The organism is Burkholderia lata, assembly GCF_902499335.1.
Taxonomy (GTDB): Bacteria; Pseudomonadota; Gammaproteobacteria; order Burkholderiales; family Burkholderiaceae; genus Burkholderia; species Burkholderia lata_B.
On the sequence record NZ_CABVQK010000005.1, the window covers coordinates 448,843 to 465,804 of the forward strand.

Sequence of the window (16,962 nt, forward strand, 5' to 3'; positions counted from 1 at the left end):
CATCACGATCCGGTGACCGGATCGATCGGCGTGAAGATGCCCGCGCGCGCCTCGATCGCTTCGCCCGCGGCGAGACACAGCGCTTCCTGGAAGCGTCCGGCGACGAGCTGCACGCCGGTCGGCACGCCATCGCGGATGCCGGTCGGCACCGACAGCCCCGGCAGCCCGAGCAGCGCGGTCGCGAGCAGCGGCCCCTGCTGCTCGACGATCGCGCGCATCGCGTCGTCGCCGTGCTGATCGGCGTCGATCGCGAACGGCTGCGCGCACGACACCGGCATCAGCAGCAGCGGATAGCGCGCGAAGAACTGCTGCCAGTCGCGCAGCAGCGCAGTGCGCCGCGCGAGGCCGTTCATGTAGCCCTCGAGGTCCAGCGGCTTCGCGAGGCGGCGCTGGCTCGCGAACGCGGTACGGATCGCCGCGTCGCCGTGCTGCATGATCACGTCGCCGAGGCCGCTGCGCGCTTCGTTGGTCACCAGGTCCAGCCACAGTTCGCACGCTTCGGCGATCCGCGGCGGCACCGCTTCCTCGACGATGCAGCCGGCTTCTTCAAGCCAGCGTGCGGCCTGCCGGATCGCATCGGCCACGGCCGGATCGGACGGCACGCCCGGTAGCGCCGGGCACACGGCCACGCGCGCGGGGAACGCGGCTTCGTGTGCATTCGGCGCAACCGGCATCCACCATGCGTCGCGCGCGTCGCCTGCCGCCATCGCGTCGAGCGCGAGCCGCAGATCGCCGACCGTGCGCGCGAGCGGCCCCTGCACGGATGCGAGCTGCACCGCGAGCGTGCGGTCCTTCGACTGCGTCGGGTTGTACGCCGGTACGCGCCCGGTGCTGGGCCGCAGCCCGGCGACGCCGCATGCGTAGGCCGGGTAGCGGATCGAGCCGCCCAGGTCGTTGCCGTGCGCGATCGCGCCGATGCCGGCGGCCACGGCCGCGGCGGCACCGCCGCTGGAACCGCCCGGCGTCAGCGACGCATCCCAGGGGTTCGACGTGCGGCCGTGCAGGTCGTTGTCGGTGAACCAGCGATACGAAAACGCCGGCGCATTGCTGCGCCCGATCACGATCGCGCCGGCCTTGCGCAGGTTCGCGGTCACCGGGCTGTCCTCGTGCGCGATCAGGTCCGAAAACGCGCGCACGCCGTTGGTCGTCGCGTATCCGGCCGTGTCGACGTTGATCTTCACGGTCACTGGCACGCCGTGCAGCGGGCCGAGCGGTGCGCCGCGCGCGATCGCGGCATCGACATCGGACGCGGCCTGCAACGCGCTGTCGGCCATCACGTCGACGATCGCGTTGATGACGGGGTTCACCGCTTCAAGCCGCTGCAGGCAGCTGCGCGTGAGTTCGGCGGCAGACACGTCGCGACGCGCGACGCGCTCGGCCATCTCGGCCGCGCTGAGACGCCACAATTCCTGGGTCATGGGTTGCTCCTCGTTGATCTCGATGGTTGTCCTGAACCGGCCGTGCGTTACGCGCCCGGCTGTCCGGCCTGCGGTGCGTGCGACGCATAGATCTTGCGGCACGTTTCGACGACTTCCCACGTGCCGCGAAAGCCCGGCGGAATCACGAAGCGGTCGCCGGCGCGCAGCACGCGCTCGCGTCCGTCCGCGTCGCGCACGATCGCGACGCCGCTCAGCATTTCGCAATACTCCGACTCGTCGTACTCGATCGTCCAGCGGCCGGGCGTGCATGCCCAGATCCCGCAGCTGAACTGCCCGCACGGGCTGATGTAGTGATGCGACAGCGTCTGCAGCGGATTGCCGTCGAGCAGCAGCCCGCTCGGCACGCGGCTCTGCGTGAGCTTCGCCGGTGCCCGCATCAGGTCGACGAGATGCGTGATGTTGGTCATGAGTGCCTCCAGGGCATGAGTGATTCGAAACGTTTCGGTGCCGCGCGGCCGGGCGAGCCGCCCCGCGCGGGTCAAAGCAGGTCCATCATCCGGTGCCAGGTCATCGCGAGCGCCAGCATCGGCGTGCGCAGCGCGCGCCCGCCCGGAAAGTCGCGATGGCGAATCCGGCCGAACAGGTCGAAGCGCGCGGCCTGCGCGTCGATCGCTTCCGCGATCAGCCGCCCCGCCAGGCCCGTCACGTTGACGCCGTGCCCGGAAAAGCCCTGCGCGAAATACACGGTCGGCTCGAGCCGGCCGAAATGCGGCGCGCGATTCATCGTCGCGTCGATCAGGCCGCCCCACGCATAGTCGATTCGCACATCGGCCAGCTGCGGGAACGTCTTCAGCATGTCGCGCCGCATCGTCGCCGCGAGGTCGCGTGGCGTGTTCGTCGAGCTGCTGGCCTTGCCGCCCCACAGCAGCCGGCGGTCGCGCGTCAGCCGGAAATAGTCGAGCGCCGAATTGGTATCGCAGATCGCCGCATCGGCCGGCATCGTCTCGGCCGCGCGCGCGTCGCCGAGCGGTTCCGTCGCGATCAGGTACGTCGCGACCGGAATGATCTTGCGTGCGAGCGCCGGCGCCAGCCGCCCCAGGTACGCGTTGCAGGCCAGCACGACATGACGGGCGTCCACGTGCCCGCGTGCGCACGTGACGCGGTGATACGGCGCGGCACGATCGAGCGCGAGCGCGGGCGTGTCCTCATGGATCGTCACACCGGCTTCGTGCGCCGCCCGAGCGAGGCCGAGCGTGTAGTTCAGCGGATGCAGATGGCCGCTGCCTTCGTAACGGAGGCCGCCGACGTAACGGTCCGACGCGACGAAGCGATGCATGTCGGCACGCTCGACGACCTCGTAGCCGCGATAGCCGAAGCGTCTCGCCGCGGTATCGCGCCACGCGCGCAGCGCATCGAGATGGCGCGGCTTGTTCGCGGCGGTCAGGAAGCCCGAGGTCAGGTCGCAATCGATGTCGTACCGCTCGACCCGCTGCCGGACGATCTCGACCGACTCCAGCCCCATCGCCCAGACGCGCCGCAAGTCGTCTTCCGGCAGGTAGGCCGAGAACGTATCGATATCGCACGCGTAACCGGCGATCAGCTGGCCGCCGTTGCGGCCGCTCGCGCCCCAGCCGATCTTCGACGCCTCGACGAGCGCGACCGAATGGCCGCGCTCGGCCAGATCGAGTGCCGCGGACAGGCCCGTGAGCCCGCCGCCGATCACGCAGACGTCGGCCGTCACGGCCCCGTCGAGCGACGGATACCGTGTACGGTTGTTGGCCGTCGCTGCGTAGTAGGACTGAACATGTTGCTGGTTTTCGAACTTGAGCATGTGCAAGACTCGCGAACGGCGTCGCGTCAGAACGCGTAGATGAGTTGGGTGGCGAGCAGGTCGTTCGACTTCTCGTACGACCCGTCGTGACGCAGGAACACCTTGTTGCTCGCCCAGTCGTGCCGGTATTCGACCTTCACCGTCACTTGCTGGGTCGGGTAGAACAGCAGGTCGAACGCGGCGGCCTGCCGCGTCGCGCCCTTGCATTCGAAGCCGACACCGCCATTCGCCTTCGACATCGCGAGGCAGTCCGCATCGATGCCGAAGCCGTTGTACGGATCCATCCCGTTACCGTTCAAACCGATCGACGAACCGCCGCCGCCGTTCTTCCGGTTCACGAGCAGATCGTAGCGCAGCGTCGCGCCCATGCGGCCGACCACCGGCGCGTTGAACTTGCGGTGCGCGAGCAGCGACAGCCCGAACCACTGCGCGAGCCCGCCGTTGAACGCGCCGTGCTGCTGCTGGCCGTAGTCGAACTCGGCGTTGTACTGCGCATCGGCGAGCGTGTAGGTCGCATCGGCCTCGCCGAAGAAGAACGCGCCGTACGCGCTCGGTGCGTTGCCGCCGACGCCGTAGCGCACGTTGCCGGTCGCCGGGTCGACCGCGCTCGGCAGCGTCTGGCGGCCGATGCTGATCGAACCGCCGACGTCGAGCGCGCTGCCGCGCAGGTAATCGACGCGCGCGGTAAAGGTCGGCACCTTGTTGCTCGTCGTGATCGGGTCGCCGAGCGCGTTGACGCCGGTCTGCGTGACCGCGCCCGCGCTGCGGAACTGCTCGTTGCCGACGAAGAACTTCCACGCCCAGTGGCCGTCCGCGCTCTGGTAGTTGAGGCCCGCACCGATCGACGAGCCCGGATCGGAGAAGTCGTACAGCAGGTTGTGCGTGAGCGTCAGCATCTGGCTCGACTGCTGGTACTCATAGCCGCCGAAGCCCGTCACGAGACCGCCGGTGAGCGCCGTCGTGCCCGACAGCGGCACGGTCAGGACGGCCGTGTTGATGATGTTCAGCCCGCTCGAGCCGCTGCCCGTCATCATCGACAGGCCCGCGCCGCGGTTCGGCATCAGCGTGATTTCCGCGGACGGCGCGGTCGGGCCGACACCGAACGTCTTCTTGATGTCGAGGAATACGTCGCCGAACGTGCTGTTGTAATAGGTATACGCGTTCTCGTGGTTCGCGAACTGGAACGACGACGTGCCGGCGCCCCGGTTGACCACGTAGGTCGGGTCGAGATAGCCCGTCACGGACAGCCCCGCGATCGGGCCCGTGCGCGCGGCATCGGTCAGCGAATCGACCTTCAGTTGCTGGTTCGCGACCTGCTGCCGGATTTCCGACACGTCGTCGTTGGTCAGCACGGCCGATGCCTGCCCGTAGCCAGGTGTGGACGGGTCAGCCGCCGCACCGGTCGCCGCGTTCGCCGCGGCCGGTGCGGCCGGAGGCTTCGCGCCGAGCTGCGATTGCAGCGCGCTCATCTGCCGTTGCAGCACCGCGATCTGCTGCTGCAGCGTCCGGATCTGGTCGGCGCTCGAGTTCGCCGCGGCCAGCCCCGGCAGCGCTCCGGCGATCAGCGCGCAGAGCATCTTCTTTTTCATGGAATGTCTCCTTGTCGTTCGTCACTTCGTGGGATGCGGGATGCGGTCGTGCAACGGCGGCGCGGCCGGCGGGCGCGCGGGCGGCATGGTGGAGGGCGACGCGGGAGTGCCGGATACCCCGGATGCGGATGCCGCGTGCCACGTACGCGTGTCGCGCGCCTGCCGACGCTCGCGGGCCAGCATCGCGCGGTTCACGACGACGACACCGATCGTCACGGCCGTGATGAACACCGTGGCGAGCGCATTCATCTCCGGGTTGAGCCCCATCCGCACGCGCGAGAACACGACGAGCGGCAGCGTCGTCGACCCGGGGCCCGACAGGAACGCGGACAGGATCACGTCGTCGATCGACACCGTGAACGCGAGCAGCCAGCCGGACACCAGCGCCTGCGCGATCAGCGGCAGCGTGATCACGAAAAACACCTTCCACGGCCGCGCGCCGAGATCGAGCGCAGCCTCCTCGATCGAACGATCGAGCTCCTTCACACGCGACTGCACGATCACCGCGACGAACGACAGGCACAGCATCACGTGGCCGATCCAGATCGTCAGCCAGCCGCGCCCGGCCGGCCAGCCGAAGGTCTGCTGCATCGCGACGAACAGCAGCAGCAGCGAGATGCCCTGGATCACTTCCGGAATCACCAGCGGCGCGTTGATCATCGCGGCATACAGCGTGAAGCCGCGAAAGCGCCCCATGCGGGCGAGCACGAAGCCGGCCCAGGTACCGATCGCGACCGACGCAGTGGCCGTCAGCAGCGCGATCTTCAGCGACAGCCACGCGGCCGCAAGCAGTTCGTCGTCGTGCAGCAGCGCGCCGTACCACTTCCGCGAGAAACCCGACCACACCGTGACCAGCTTCGACGCGTTGAACGAGTACACGACCAGGCTGACGATCGGGACGTACAGGAACAGGAAGCCCGCGCCCAGCACGCACGCGGACAGGATGCGATTCGCGCGGGTCATGGCCTGGCCTCCGCTTCGGTCTGGCTGTAATGGAGCAGCGCCATCGGCACGAGCAGCAGCAGCACCATCGTCACCGTCACCGCGGACGCCATCGGCCAGTCCATGTTGTTGAAGAACTCGTCCCACATCACGCGGCCGAGCATCAGCGTGTTCGCGCCGCCGAGCAGCTCGGGGATCACGTATTCGCCCACCGCCGGAATGAACACGAGCAGGCTGCCCGCGACGATGCCGTTGCGCGACAGCGGCAGCGTGATGCGCCAGAACGCGGACCACGGCGTCGCACCGAGATCGTTCGCGGCTTCGAGCAACGTGAGGTCCATCTTCACGAGGTGCGCGTACAGCGGCATCACCATGAACGGCAGGTACGAATAGACCATCCCGATGTAGACGCCCGCGTCGGTGTGATACAGGCGCAGCGGTGTCGCGATCACGCCGAGCGCCGCCAGCACGTGATTCAGCAGCCCGTCGTCCTTCATGATCCCGACCCACGCATAGACGCGGATCAGGAACGATGTCCAGAACGGCAGCATCACGGCCATCATCAGCAGGTTGCGGCGGGCCGGCGCCGAGCGCGCGATGCAGTACGCGATCGGATAGCCGGCCAGCAGGCACATCAGCGTCGACGCCGCGGCCATCTTCAGCGAGCTGACGTAGGTGTTCAGGTACAGGTCGTCCTGCAGCAGCAGCGCGTAATGCTTCAGCGACAGCACGACCTGCACGGTGCCGGCCTCCAGCCGCGCAAGTGCGGTGTACGGCGGGATGCCGAGCATCTGGTCGGCGAAGCTGATCTTCAGCACCAGCACGAACGGCAGCGCGAAGAAGATCGCGAGCCACACGAACGGCACGCCGATCGCGACGCTGCGGCCCGACGGCAGGAAGCGCGACAGCGCGGCAAAGCGGCCCGGGCTGGCGCGGCCGGCGCCGGCGCTCGCGGCGCCGGTCGGCACCGGCGCGGACGGAGTGGAAGCGGAGGTTCTCATCGTGGCGTCCTCACTGCGTCAGCACGACGCCGCTGGCCGGCGACCACGACACGAACACGTCGTCGTTCCATGCCGGCGCACCGTCGTTCATCAGGTGCGAGCTCGACAGGTTCGACACCACCGTCTTTCCGCTCGGCAGGCGCACGTGATAAAGCGAGTAGCTGCCCATGTACGCGATGTCGGTCACGACGCCGCGCGCCCAGTTGTGCTTCGAGCCCGGTTTCTCGCGTGACACGTGAATGCGCTCCGGACGCACCGAGATGCCGACCGGCATCCCGAGCGGGCCCGTCACGCCATGGTTCACATGCATGCGTGCTTCGAGGTCGTCGCTTTCGACGAAGATGTGATCGGGTTCGTCTTCAACCACGTGCCCTTCGAACAGGTTCGTCGAGCCGATGAACTCGGCCGAGAAACGGCTGTTCGGGTATTCGTAGACTTCACCGGGCGAGCCGATCTGCACGATCTTCCCTTCGCTCATCACCGCGAGGCGGCTGGCCATCGTCATCGCCTCTTCCTGGTCGTGCGTGACCATCACGCAGGTCACGTCGACCTTCTCGATGATGTTCACGAGTTCGAGCTGGGTCTTCTGGCGGATCTTCTTGTCGAGTGCCGACATCGGCTCGTCGAGCAGCAGGAGCTTCGGGCGCTTGACCAGCGAGCGTGCAAGCGCGACGCGCTGCTGCTGGCCGCCGGAGAGTTGATGCGGCTTGCGCTGTGCGTACTTGCTCATCTGCACGAGCGCGAGCGCATCGGCCACGCGCTCCTTGATCTCGTTCTTCGGCGTGCCTTCCTGCTTCAGGCCGAATGCGACGTTCGATTCGACCGTCATGTGCGGGAACAGCGCGTACGACTGGAACATCATGTTCACCGGGCGGCGGTACGGCGGCAGCGATGCGAGGTCCTCGCCGTCGACGAAGATCTTGCCGGAGGTGGCCGTCTCGAGCCCGGCGAGCATGCGCAGCAACGTCGACTTGCCGCAGCCCGAGCTGCCGAGCAGCGCGAACAGCTCGTTCTTCGCGATCGTCAGGTTCACGTTGTCGACGGCGGTGCTGTCGCCGAATTTCTTCACGACGTTTTCGATGCGCACGAACGCGTCCGTATCGTGGCAGACGCCGGCCGCAACCGAGGCGGCAGGGAACGTATGGATCATCGTCGTCTCCCTCAACCGCCCGACTTCAGTTGCAGCCACAGACGGTTCTGCATCCGCGCGATGTCGGCGCTACGCGGCATCGCGAGCGACGTCTTCGCGATCGTCGCGTCGGACAGGTAGATGCCCGGGTCCTGCACGATCGCCGGTGTCACGAGCGGGCGCGCGGCCTTGTTGGCGCTCGGGTAGAAGATCTCGTTCGTGATCGCCGCGTTGGTCTTCGGGTCCTCGATGTAGTTGATCCACTTCAGCGCGGCTTCCGGATGCGGCGCATCCTTCGGGATCGCCATCACGTCGAACCACAGCAGACCGCCCTCCTTCGGATTCACGTAGCGGATCTCGTACGAGCGCTTCGCGTCGAGCGTGCGCCGCCGCGCGATGCCGACGTCGCCCGACCAGCCGAGCACGACGCAGACATCGTTGTTCGCCAGGTCGTCCGCATAGCCAGCCGAGCTGAACTGCGTGACGTACGGGCGGATCTTCTTCAGCACGTCGTAGGCCGCCTGGTAGTCGGCCGGGTTCTTGCTCTCCGGGTCCTTGCCCATGTACTGCAGCGCCGCCGCGAACGCGGCGTCCGGCGCGTCGAGCAGCGAGATGCCGCAGCCTTTCAGCTTCGCCGCGTTCGCCGGGTCGAACAGCAGCGCCCAGCTGTCGGTCGGTGCGTTGTCGCCGAGCCGCTTCCTTACCGCCTCGACGTTGTAGCCGATCCCCGTCGTGCCCCATGCCCACGGCACGCCGTACTGGTTGCCCGGGTCGGCCTTCGCGACCATCTTCATCAGCACCGGGTCGAGGTTCGCGAGATTCGGCAGCTTCGACTTGTCGAGCTTCTGGTACACGCCGGCCTGGATCTGCTGCGCGAGATAGTTCGACGTCGGCACGACGATGTCGTAGCCCGAGCTGCCCGCGAGCAGCTTGGTCTGCAGCGTATCGTCGCTGTCGTAGCTGTCGTAGCGCACCTTGATGCCCGACTGCTTCTCGAAGTTGGGCACCGTGTCCTTCGCGACGTACTCCGACCAGTTGTACACGTTCAGGTTGGTGTCGCCGGCATGGGCGTGCAGGCTGGCCGCGACGGCCAGCGCCGCCGACGTGATGCGCGCGGCGCGCAACGCCGGTTGACGACGGATACGGATACGCATGGGGATTCTCCTTGTGATGGGGATCGGCCGTTGCGCCCGGTCCGGGTCCGGACTCGCGTCAACGCCGTCGAGCGGTGTTCAGCACAAGGGTCAATGTAGAGTTCGCGGCCGGCAGCGTCAGTCCCGTAAACCGGGACAAACGGCGACGTCGATTCCGGCCGTTTGGGTAGATTCCCGCGTAGGCAGTCGAAAATATTCGTGATACCTGTAGCGCCACCTGAAAATCTTCGACACACGACGCCATGAGCGCAGCGCTGCCCGCCCCCGACCTCCCGTTGAGCCACGTCGCGTTCGTGACCGAAACGCTCGGCGACATCGCGCAAGCCGTCGGGACGCCGCAGTTCATGCGCGCCGTCTACGACACGCTCGTGCGCTACGTCGATTTCGACGCCGTGCATCTCGACTACGAGCGCGGCGCGTCATCCGGCCGGCGCAGCGTCGGCTGGATCGGCAGCTTCGGCCGCGAGCCCGAGCTGGTCGCGCAGGTGATGCGCCACTACTACCGCAGCTATGCGAGCGACGATGCAACGTACGCGGCGATCGAAACCGAAAACGACGTGCAGTTGCTGCAGGTGTCCGCACAGCGCGTGGCGAGCGAGCTGCGGCATCTGTTCTTCGATGCCGGCGACATTCACGACGAATGCGTGATCGCGGGCGTGACCGGCGGCACGCGTTACTCGATCTCGATCGCGCGATCGCGGCGGCTGCCGCCGTTTTCGCTGAAGGAGCTGAGCCTGCTGAAGCAGCTTTCGCAGGTCGTGCTGCCGCTGGCGTCCGCGCACAAGCGCCTGCTCGGCGCGATCTCCGCCGACGACGCACCGCGCGACGAACTCGATCTCGACCTCGTCGCGCAATGGCTACCGGAATGGCAGGAACGCCTGACCGCGCGCGAGATGCACGTGTGTGCGTCATTCATCCAGGGCATGACGTCGGCGGCCATCGCGCAATCGATGGGGCTCAAGACCTCCACCGTCGATACCTATGCGAAGCGCGCCTTCGCGAAGCTCGGCGTCGATTCGCGCCGGCAACTGATGACGCTCGTGCTGAGAAACGCATCGCGGCGGCACGACGCATAGCGTCCCCGTGCACCGGCCGCCGGCCGGTTGCGCGCGCATCCATCTCCGCGCCGCCTCATAACGATCCGACAATTTATTGGTTCCCTCGACGATGCGTCGTCCGTATCGTTCACCGACTCGTCAGACCAATCGACCAACGGGGGAATCCAACAATGAAACAGATCCGTTCACTCGCACTGCTCGCGCTGCCGGCCGCGCTCTATGCCACCGGCGCGCACGCGCAAAGCAGCGTCACGCTGTACGGCATCGTCGATGCGGGCATCGCGTACGTGCACAACGCGCAGAACGCGAACGGCAGCAACGCGTCGAGCCTCGTCAAGTTCAGCAGCGGCAACCTGTCGGGCAGCCGCTGGGGGCTGCGCGGCACCGAGGATCTCGGCGGCGGCCTGGCCGCGCTGTTCCAGCTCGAGAACGGCTTCAACATCGGCACGGGCGCGCTCGGCCAGGGCGGGCGCGAGTTCGGCCGCAAGGCCGTCGTCGGCCTCGCGAGCAGCACGTACGGCACCGTGACGCTCGGCCGCCAGTACGATCCGGTCGTCGATCTCGTACAGGGCCTCACGCAGGACAACTACTTCGGCGGCGTGTTCGCGACGCCGGGCGACCTCGACAACTACGACAACAGCCTGCGCGTCAGCAACTCGGTGAAGTACACGAGCCCGCTGATCTCGGGCTTCCAGTTCGAAGGGCTGTACGGCTTCGGCGGCATCGCGGGCGCCACCGGCAGCGGCCGCACGTACAGCTTCGGCGCAAGCTACGCGAACGGCCCGCTGTCGCTCGGCGCCGGCTTCTTCTACGCGAACGGCGGCTCCACCGTCGCGAACGGTGTGCGCACATGGTCGAGCAGCTCGGACACGCTGTTCAACACCGTGATCAACCAGGGCTTCTCGAGCGCGAAGTCGATCCAGATCGTGCGCGTGGCCGGCCAGTACGTGGCCGGGCCGGCGACCTTCGGCCTCGCGTATTCGAATACGCAGTACGGCGCCGACACGCTGTCGGCCTTCAGCCAGAACGCGAAATTCAACAACGGCTCGGCGTTCTTCAACTGGCAGTTCTCGCCGGCACTGCGCGCGGGCGTCGGCTACAACTACACGTCGCTGACGGGCCCGTCTTCCGCGCACTACAACCAGGTCAACCTCGGCGCGGACTATGCGCTGTCGAAACGCACCGACCTGTATGCGCTGTTCGGCTACCAGAAGGCGAGCGGCAACACGCTCAACGCGAACGGCGCGGTCGTGAAGGCCGCCGCGTCGGTCGGATCGTACGGCGTGAACTCCGGCACAGATACGCAGGAACTCGCGATCGTCGGGATCCGCCACAAGTTCTGATCGCGTCGCCGCACGGCGACATCGACAACGGCGACAGCCGGCAGGCGCGCACCGCACCGCGGTGCGCGCCTGCTGCGTTTACACTGTCCGCGATCCCGTTCCGCACGACACAAGGAGGCCGGCATGCTGACCGTATGGGGGCGCCGCAATGCATTCAACGTCCAGAAGGTGATGTGGCTCGTCGACGAGCTCGCGCTCGCGCATCGGCACGTGCCGGCCGGCGGGCAGTTCGGCGTGCTCGACACGCCCGCCTTTCTCGCGATGAACCCGCACGGGCGCGTGCCGGTGATCGACGACGGCGGCACGGTCGTCTGGGAATCGCACAGCATCCTGCGCTACCTCGCCGCGCGTTACGGACGCCCCGGCTTCTGGCACGACGACCCGGCCGAACAGTCGCGCGCCGACCGCTGGATGGACTGGTCGCAAACCACGCTGCAGCCGACGTTCCTGAACGGCGTGTTCCGCGGCTACTTCCGGACGCCACCCGAGCAGCGCGACACGGCGCGCGTCGAGCAAAGCATCGCGCAGTGCGCGCAGCACTTCCAGGCGCTCGATGCAGCGCTGGCCGGGCAGCCGTTTCTCGCGGGCGACACGCTCACGCTCGCCGACATCGCGGCCGGCACGCATCTGTATCGCTACTTCGAACTCGACATCGCGCGGCCGGACATCCCGCACGTGCAAGCGTGGTACGAACGGCTGAAAGCGCGGCCCGCGTATCGCACGCACGTGATGATTCCGTTCGACGACTTGCGCGGGCGGCTCGATTAGCAGATGCGCTGGCGGCGGCGGATCCGCCCGGAAACGCCGCCTAACAGCGCCTAATGTCGCCGCATGCCGCCAAATCCGCTCATGCCGCCGAACTGATGCATGCCGCCGAATCCGTGGCCGACGGTGCCCGCCGGGGGCATGCCATGGTGAAAGCCGGCGCCGACCGGCACGCCGAAGCGACGATGATCCATCCCGTTGAAGTGGACGACGTGATCGAAGTGGTGGAAATGGTGGAAGCGATGGAATCGGTCGACGAACACGAAGCCCACGCCCGCGCCGATGAAAAGCGGCGGCCCCCAGTACCACAGGTCGGCATACGGATAGTCCACCGCCGGATACCATAGAACACTACCATCGGGACTCTGCACGAACTGCCATGTGCCGTCGTCCTGCAGGCACGCACGCCCCACGATTTGCTGCTCCGTGCCGTCGATGTTCGCCTGTGCGACGACCGCCCGGCAGTTCGTCGTGTTGTCTGCCAGATCTTCGTACGTTTGCGCGAACACCGCCGCGGAACAGCCGAGACAGACGATACCTATCCCGGATCGAAACCAGTTGCACATGATCGGCTCCTGCCTGATTGCCCCCGACCACTCGATCGCGGGCGCCGCTGACGGCGCCCGGTCGATCGGATTGCTCGCACACGATTGACCACGCGGCGCTAACGTGCCGCCGCTTCATACCGGGTCTCCTGACGGCTAAACGATGCAATGCGCCGGCTTATTCCAGGGGTCTGGTGCAAATGATCGACGCGGGCAACTTCGGCAATCGTTGCGGCGGTCGGCGTCCGGCCTAGCGTCTCGCGAGGCGGTAGGCCGCCGCTGCCGTGACCCCGAATACCAGATGGGCCACGAGCGTGATCGCGCCGCGAACCGGAATGAACCACGGGAAGATCGCGGTGAAGGCGTACAGGTTGACGCCGTACAGGATGAGGCCGAACGCGCCGCCTGCGAGTAGCGCGGCCGCGAGCGACAGGTTGCGAATCGCCTTCGCCAGCACGGCCGCATAGACCAGCGACAGCACCAGGTGCACGAGGGTCGCCACCGCCATGAGCAGCGGATCGAAGCCGGCGGACGCGCCGAGCACGCCGCGCCCCATCACGATGGCCGCCGTGAGGCGTGTGTCGCGCAACAGGTTCCCGATGGCGTCGTCGCCGACGATCGGCCAGAGCAGCAGCTCGACGACGGTTGAACCGACCGCCGCACCGAACGCGGCCCAGAGAACCGGAACGAAACTGGCGCGTTTCAATTGGCGCTCCCGTCGCAACCGGCCGATGCATCGGAGCGGCATGCGCCCCACCCGCTCCGATTCCGGTCGGGCAATGGTTGCCCGCGATACCGAACCGGGCGGCCACGCAAAATTACGATGCCCCTTCGCAATCCGTCCAGTACGCGAAAGGATCGCGATGTTTCGGATAGTTCTCGTCGAGCCATTTCAGCAACGTCGCCCGCGCATTGTCCATGTCGGCTTTCAGCGACGAGGTCGTCAGTTCGTGCACTTCGATGGACTTTTCGCGATCGATCACGAAGCAGTTCCAGTCGGGGCCGTCGAGATCCGGATCGTCGGACGCCTTCGACGACTTGCCCCAGCCGAACCCCTTGCGTGCGTCGATGTAGTACCGCGGATGCACTTTCAGGTACGACATCTCGCCGCCCTGCAGGCTGCTCTCCGCGCGCAGCACGTCGTGTCCGTCGACGATCTGCGTGACTTCCGGAAGCCGGCGCGCCCGCCATCCGACCGGCAGCGTCGCGATGGCCTTGACGCTGTCGTACATCCCCCACTCCAGCCCCCAGGCTTCGGCCATGCGCTTCATGAATGCGTTCGCATTCGGATAGCCGCGCAACTGGATCCGGGTCGACAGCGTGACTTCGATACCGCCGCGCCCGCCGGTACCGGCGGATGCGTCGTCTGCGTTCGCTTCGAACGGATTGCCCGGACGCGACGCGCGCGTCGCATCCGCGGGCGCCATGCCCGAAAACAGCTGGTCGAGCGCGGCACGCGCTTTCGACGACTTGTCCGGCTTGTTCATTACTGACCTCGCTTGCATCCGCACGGATGCATACATTTAATCTCGTTCATCTCTCCACCTCATCGTTTTTCGCGGTCGCATTGTCGTCGATCCGACGGCCAGAGCCTAGTGCCGCGTATCGCACAACGCTTTCTTCACGCCCCACAGCGTACCGTGGCGGGCCGTCACGATACACCAGCCAGGGCTAGCTGCCTGCCCCCACCGCCGCCCGCATCCGCTCCATCAACGCCAGCACCTCCGGCCGATTCTCCCCCTTCGCGTGCACGAAGTAATACCGGAGCACCGAATCGACCTCGTGCCGGCTCACGCGCACGAGTTCGCTGCGCTTGAAATAGGCGTCGGCGAGCGGCACCCGCGCCAGCGCCACGCCGAGCCCGGCCTCGGCCGCGGCCAGCACGAGGTTGTAATCCTCGAAACGGCGATCCTGCGCGCGCGGCTTGAACGGCACGCCCAATGCATCGAACCACGTGCGCCAGCCGGTCACATCGGAATCGTGCAGCAACGGCAGGTCGAGCAGCGCGGCATCGCCGCGCCGGCGGCGCTCCTTCGCCAGTTGCGCGGCGAGCCGCGGATGCGCGACCGGATAAAGCCGCTCCGGCATGAACGCGCGGGTTTCGAGCTGACGCCAGTTGCCGCGCCCGTACCGGACCGACAGGTCCGCTTCACCGCCCGCGATATCCACGTTGCGAAGATCGATGCCGAGTTCGATCCGCAACGCGGGCGCCTCGCTCTCCAGCGCATGCTGGCGCTCGAACAGCCAGAGCTGCGCGAAGGCCGGCACCACGCTCATCCTGACCAGCCGCGGCGTACGCGGCGAGCGCCACTGGTCAGCCGCACTGTCGATGATCGCGAATGCCTGCTCGATCCGGCCGACGAAGCGCTGGCCGTCCGGCGTGAGACGCACGCCGCGCGCATGCCGTTCGAACAACCTCAGACCGAGCCAGTTTTCGACAGCGGCCACCCGCCGGCTGATCGCGCCGTGCGTTACGCCGGAGACGTCGGCCGCGGCCAGGAACGAACCCTCGCGCGCAACCGTGCACACCGTCTCCAGGCTCGCGAGCGGCAGCCGCGAACCCGGCGCCGGCGCTGCGGCGGGCGACGCCGCTGGCGCGCGCTTCGCGCGGGTTGAAACATCGGCCGGCCGCCGGCTCGAGCTGTGAATCATGGTCATACCTGCATGCTGATCTGTGCGCTAGCTTAGCATCTTGCCACGCCGCATCATTGCCGCATGAACACACTCTCCACACCGTCGTCGCGCCATGCGCGGCAGCCGCTGGTCGCGGCCGGCGCGGTCGCCTTCACGATCGTTTCGTGGGCATCCGCTTTCCCGTTCATCCGGATCGGCCTGCATGGCCTGACGCCGCTGCAGCTCGCGGCGGCGCGCTTCGCCACTGCCGCCGTGCTGATCATCGCGAGGCTGGTAGCGCGACGGCCGCGCTTGCCGACACGCGGCGACGCGTTGCGCTTCCTGCTGTGCGGCTTTCTCGGCATCGCGCTCTATAACGCGCTGCTCAATACCGGCGAGCAGACCGTATCGGCCGGCGCCGCAAGCTTTATCGTGAACACGCTGCCGATCTTCACGGCGCTGCTGGCCGCCGTGTTTCTTGGCGAGCGCTTCAATCGCTGGGGCTGGCTCGGCTCGCTGGTCAGCCTCGCCGGTATCGCGGTGATCGCGCGCGGGCAGCCGGGCGGCCTCGTTCTCGGCGCGGGCAGCACGCTGATTCTCGGCGCGGCCCTGTGTTCGGCCAGCTATTTCGTGCTGCAGCGGCGGCTGATTCCGGTGTACGGCGCGCTGGCCTGCACCGCGTACACGCTGCTGGCCGGTGCGCTGCTGCTCACGCCGTGGCTGCCGGGCGCGCTCGTGGCGCTGGGCAGCGGATCGCGCGATACGACGCTGGCAGTCCTGGTGCTCGGCATCTTCCCCGCTGCATTGGGCTACGCGACCTGGACTTTCGCACTCGGCTACTTCGGCGCGGCGCGCGCCGCCAACTTCCTCTATCTGACGCCGGCGGTCGCGACGGTCCTGTCGATGGCGCTGACAGGCGAGCGGCCCGGTATCGAGACGGTGTGCGGCGGCCTGCTGGCGATTGCCGGCGTGATCTTCGTGGCGCTGCGCGGACGTACCTAGGATCGCAGCCGCACCGGGGCGGCACGATCGGCCCGACGATCCACAGGCGAGCCGGTCGGGACGAACCCCGGCATCTGCAAAGCGGAGTGCGTCGTGTGGGCTGTCGTTCCGCACCAGTCCGCGGACGCTACCGGGCTTGACCGTTAGTTGCGTTAAACAAGAACATCGATCCCGATGAAACAGGGCCCCGCAACCGGATGCGCAATCGAAATCGTCCAAACTGTGCAGACAAATCGACCGAACAGTTCCGGATTGACCGCACATCAGTGTCCATGGCTTCGTCCCGGCCGCCGGCCGAATAATGGATGCGGCCGTAAGGCCGTCGACAGCGAATCGCAGCCTGTGGCCTGCCGCGGCGCACGATTTCCGGCATCCGGCGCCTTCGAATGTCGGGCGCCGGCCGCGCCGCAGCCGCCCCGCTACGTGATTCGCTGCAGCGCGCAAAATCGGCTTCATATATATTCATACGAATTGCACCGTATCAGGCCCCGATTCGCCCGCTCTCCCGGGCGGCACGTCGCGGGGCAGGACGCGATGCAGTGAAGCCCATGACGGGTACGGAGACTCGTCCGATCGCCCCGACCTCGCCGTCGGCCGGTCGAGACGTCAAT

General features: G+C 67.2%; 15 protein-coding genes and 1 pseudogene. 4 read left to right on the forward strand and 12 right to left on the reverse strand.

The window, feature by feature from the left end; translation table 11 throughout:
• Nucleotides 1–2: 2 nt before the first annotated feature.
• The 8 genes and pseudogenes from BCO18175_RS15100 to BCO18175_RS15135 form a co-directional block, all read right to left on the reverse strand.
• Nucleotides 3–1,418, reverse strand: coding sequence for an amidase family protein (locus BCO18175_RS15100; protein ID WP_174982008.1), 1,416 nt, complete (start codon nucleotides 1,416–1,418; stop codon nucleotides 3–5).
• A gap of 47 nt (nucleotides 1,419–1,465) precedes the next feature.
• Entirely contained in the window at nucleotides 1,466–1,846 is a 381-nt protein-coding gene (locus tag BCO18175_RS15105; protein ID WP_174982010.1) for a cupin domain-containing protein, read from the reverse strand.
• Between the two features lie 71 nt (nucleotides 1,847–1,917).
• Nucleotides 1,918–3,210: an NAD(P)/FAD-dependent oxidoreductase gene (locus BCO18175_RS15110; protein WP_174982011.1), complete on the reverse strand. Its 1,293-nt coding sequence runs from the start codon at nucleotides 3,208–3,210 to the stop codon at nucleotides 1,918–1,920.
• Nucleotides 3,211–3,236: 26 nt separating this feature from the next.
• Nucleotides 3,237–4,799, reverse strand: coding sequence for a DUF3138 family protein (locus BCO18175_RS15115; protein WP_174982013.1), 1,563 nt, complete (start codon nucleotides 4,797–4,799; stop codon nucleotides 3,237–3,239).
• Between the two features lie 21 nt (nucleotides 4,800–4,820).
• Nucleotides 4,821–5,762, reverse strand: a complete 942-nt coding sequence (locus tag BCO18175_RS15120; RefSeq protein WP_174982015.1) for an ABC transporter permease subunit — start codon at nucleotides 5,760–5,762, stop codon at nucleotides 4,821–4,823.
• On the reverse strand, nucleotides 5,759–6,742 hold the full coding sequence (locus tag BCO18175_RS15125; RefSeq protein WP_174982017.1) for an ABC transporter permease subunit: 984 nt from the start codon (nucleotides 6,740–6,742) through the stop codon (nucleotides 5,759–5,761). Before BCO18175_RS15125 ends, BCO18175_RS15120 begins: the two co-directional genes overlap by 4 nt.
• 10 nt (nucleotides 6,743–6,752) lie before the next feature.
• Nucleotides 6,753–7,841, reverse strand: a pseudogene (locus BCO18175_RS15130) (ABC transporter ATP-binding protein); the annotation flags it as partial.
• 62 nt (nucleotides 7,842–7,903) lie between these two features.
• A complete protein-coding gene (locus BCO18175_RS15135) occupies nucleotides 7,904–9,025 on the reverse strand; it encodes a polyamine ABC transporter substrate-binding protein (RefSeq protein WP_174982022.1) in 1,122 nt (373 codons plus the stop codon).
• A 242-nt stretch (nucleotides 9,026–9,267) separates the two neighbouring features.
• Here BCO18175_RS15135 and BCO18175_RS15140 point away from each other — a divergent pair, with 242 nt between their 5' ends.
• The 3 genes from BCO18175_RS15140 to BCO18175_RS15150 all read left to right on the forward strand — a co-directional run bounded on the left by BCO18175_RS15140 (nucleotide 9,268) and on the right by BCO18175_RS15150 (nucleotide 12,194).
• The gene (locus BCO18175_RS15140; RefSeq protein ID WP_174972692.1) at nucleotides 9,268–10,101 is read left to right on the forward strand and encodes a helix-turn-helix transcriptional regulator; all 834 of its coding nucleotides are present in this window, start codon (nucleotides 9,268–9,270) and stop codon (nucleotides 10,099–10,101) included.
• Nucleotides 10,102–10,253: 152 nt separating this feature from the next.
• Nucleotides 10,254–11,426 (forward strand): porin, encoded by a 1,173-nt coding sequence (locus tag BCO18175_RS15145; protein ID WP_174982024.1) that lies wholly within the window; start codon nucleotides 10,254–10,256, stop codon nucleotides 11,424–11,426.
• A gap of 123 nt (nucleotides 11,427–11,549) precedes the next feature.
• Nucleotides 11,550–12,194, forward strand: coding sequence for a glutathione S-transferase family protein (locus BCO18175_RS15150; RefSeq protein WP_174982026.1), 645 nt, complete (start codon nucleotides 11,550–11,552; stop codon nucleotides 12,192–12,194).
• A gap of 50 nt (nucleotides 12,195–12,244) precedes the next feature.
• On the opposite strand, the gene BCO18175_RS15155 is transcribed toward BCO18175_RS15150, so the two are convergent.
• The 4 genes from BCO18175_RS15155 to BCO18175_RS15170 form a co-directional block, all read right to left on the reverse strand.
• On the reverse strand, nucleotides 12,245–12,757 hold the full coding sequence (locus BCO18175_RS15155; RefSeq protein WP_174982028.1) for a hypothetical protein: 513 nt from the start codon (nucleotides 12,755–12,757) through the stop codon (nucleotides 12,245–12,247).
• A 229-nt stretch (nucleotides 12,758–12,986) separates the two neighbouring features.
• Nucleotides 12,987–13,442, reverse strand: a complete 456-nt coding sequence (locus BCO18175_RS15160; RefSeq protein WP_174982030.1) for a sodium:proline symporter — start codon at nucleotides 13,440–13,442, stop codon at nucleotides 12,987–12,989.
• A 112-nt stretch (nucleotides 13,443–13,554) separates the two neighbouring features.
• Nucleotides 13,555–14,223: a nitroreductase gene (locus tag BCO18175_RS15165; protein ID WP_174982032.1), complete on the reverse strand. Its 669-nt coding sequence runs from the start codon at nucleotides 14,221–14,223 to the stop codon at nucleotides 13,555–13,557.
• Nucleotides 14,224–14,407: 184 nt separating this feature from the next.
• The gene (locus BCO18175_RS15170) at nucleotides 14,408–15,394 is read right to left on the reverse strand and encodes a LysR substrate-binding domain-containing protein (RefSeq protein ID WP_174982034.1); all 987 of its coding nucleotides are present in this window, start codon (nucleotides 15,392–15,394) and stop codon (nucleotides 14,408–14,410) included.
• Between the two features lie 57 nt (nucleotides 15,395–15,451).
• Here BCO18175_RS15170 and BCO18175_RS15175 point away from each other — a divergent pair, with 57 nt between their 5' ends.
• Nucleotides 15,452–16,351: a DMT family transporter gene (locus tag BCO18175_RS15175; RefSeq protein WP_174982036.1), complete on the forward strand. Its 900-nt coding sequence runs from the start codon at nucleotides 15,452–15,454 to the stop codon at nucleotides 16,349–16,351.
• The last annotated feature ends 611 nt before the right edge of the window (nucleotides 16,352–16,962 follow it).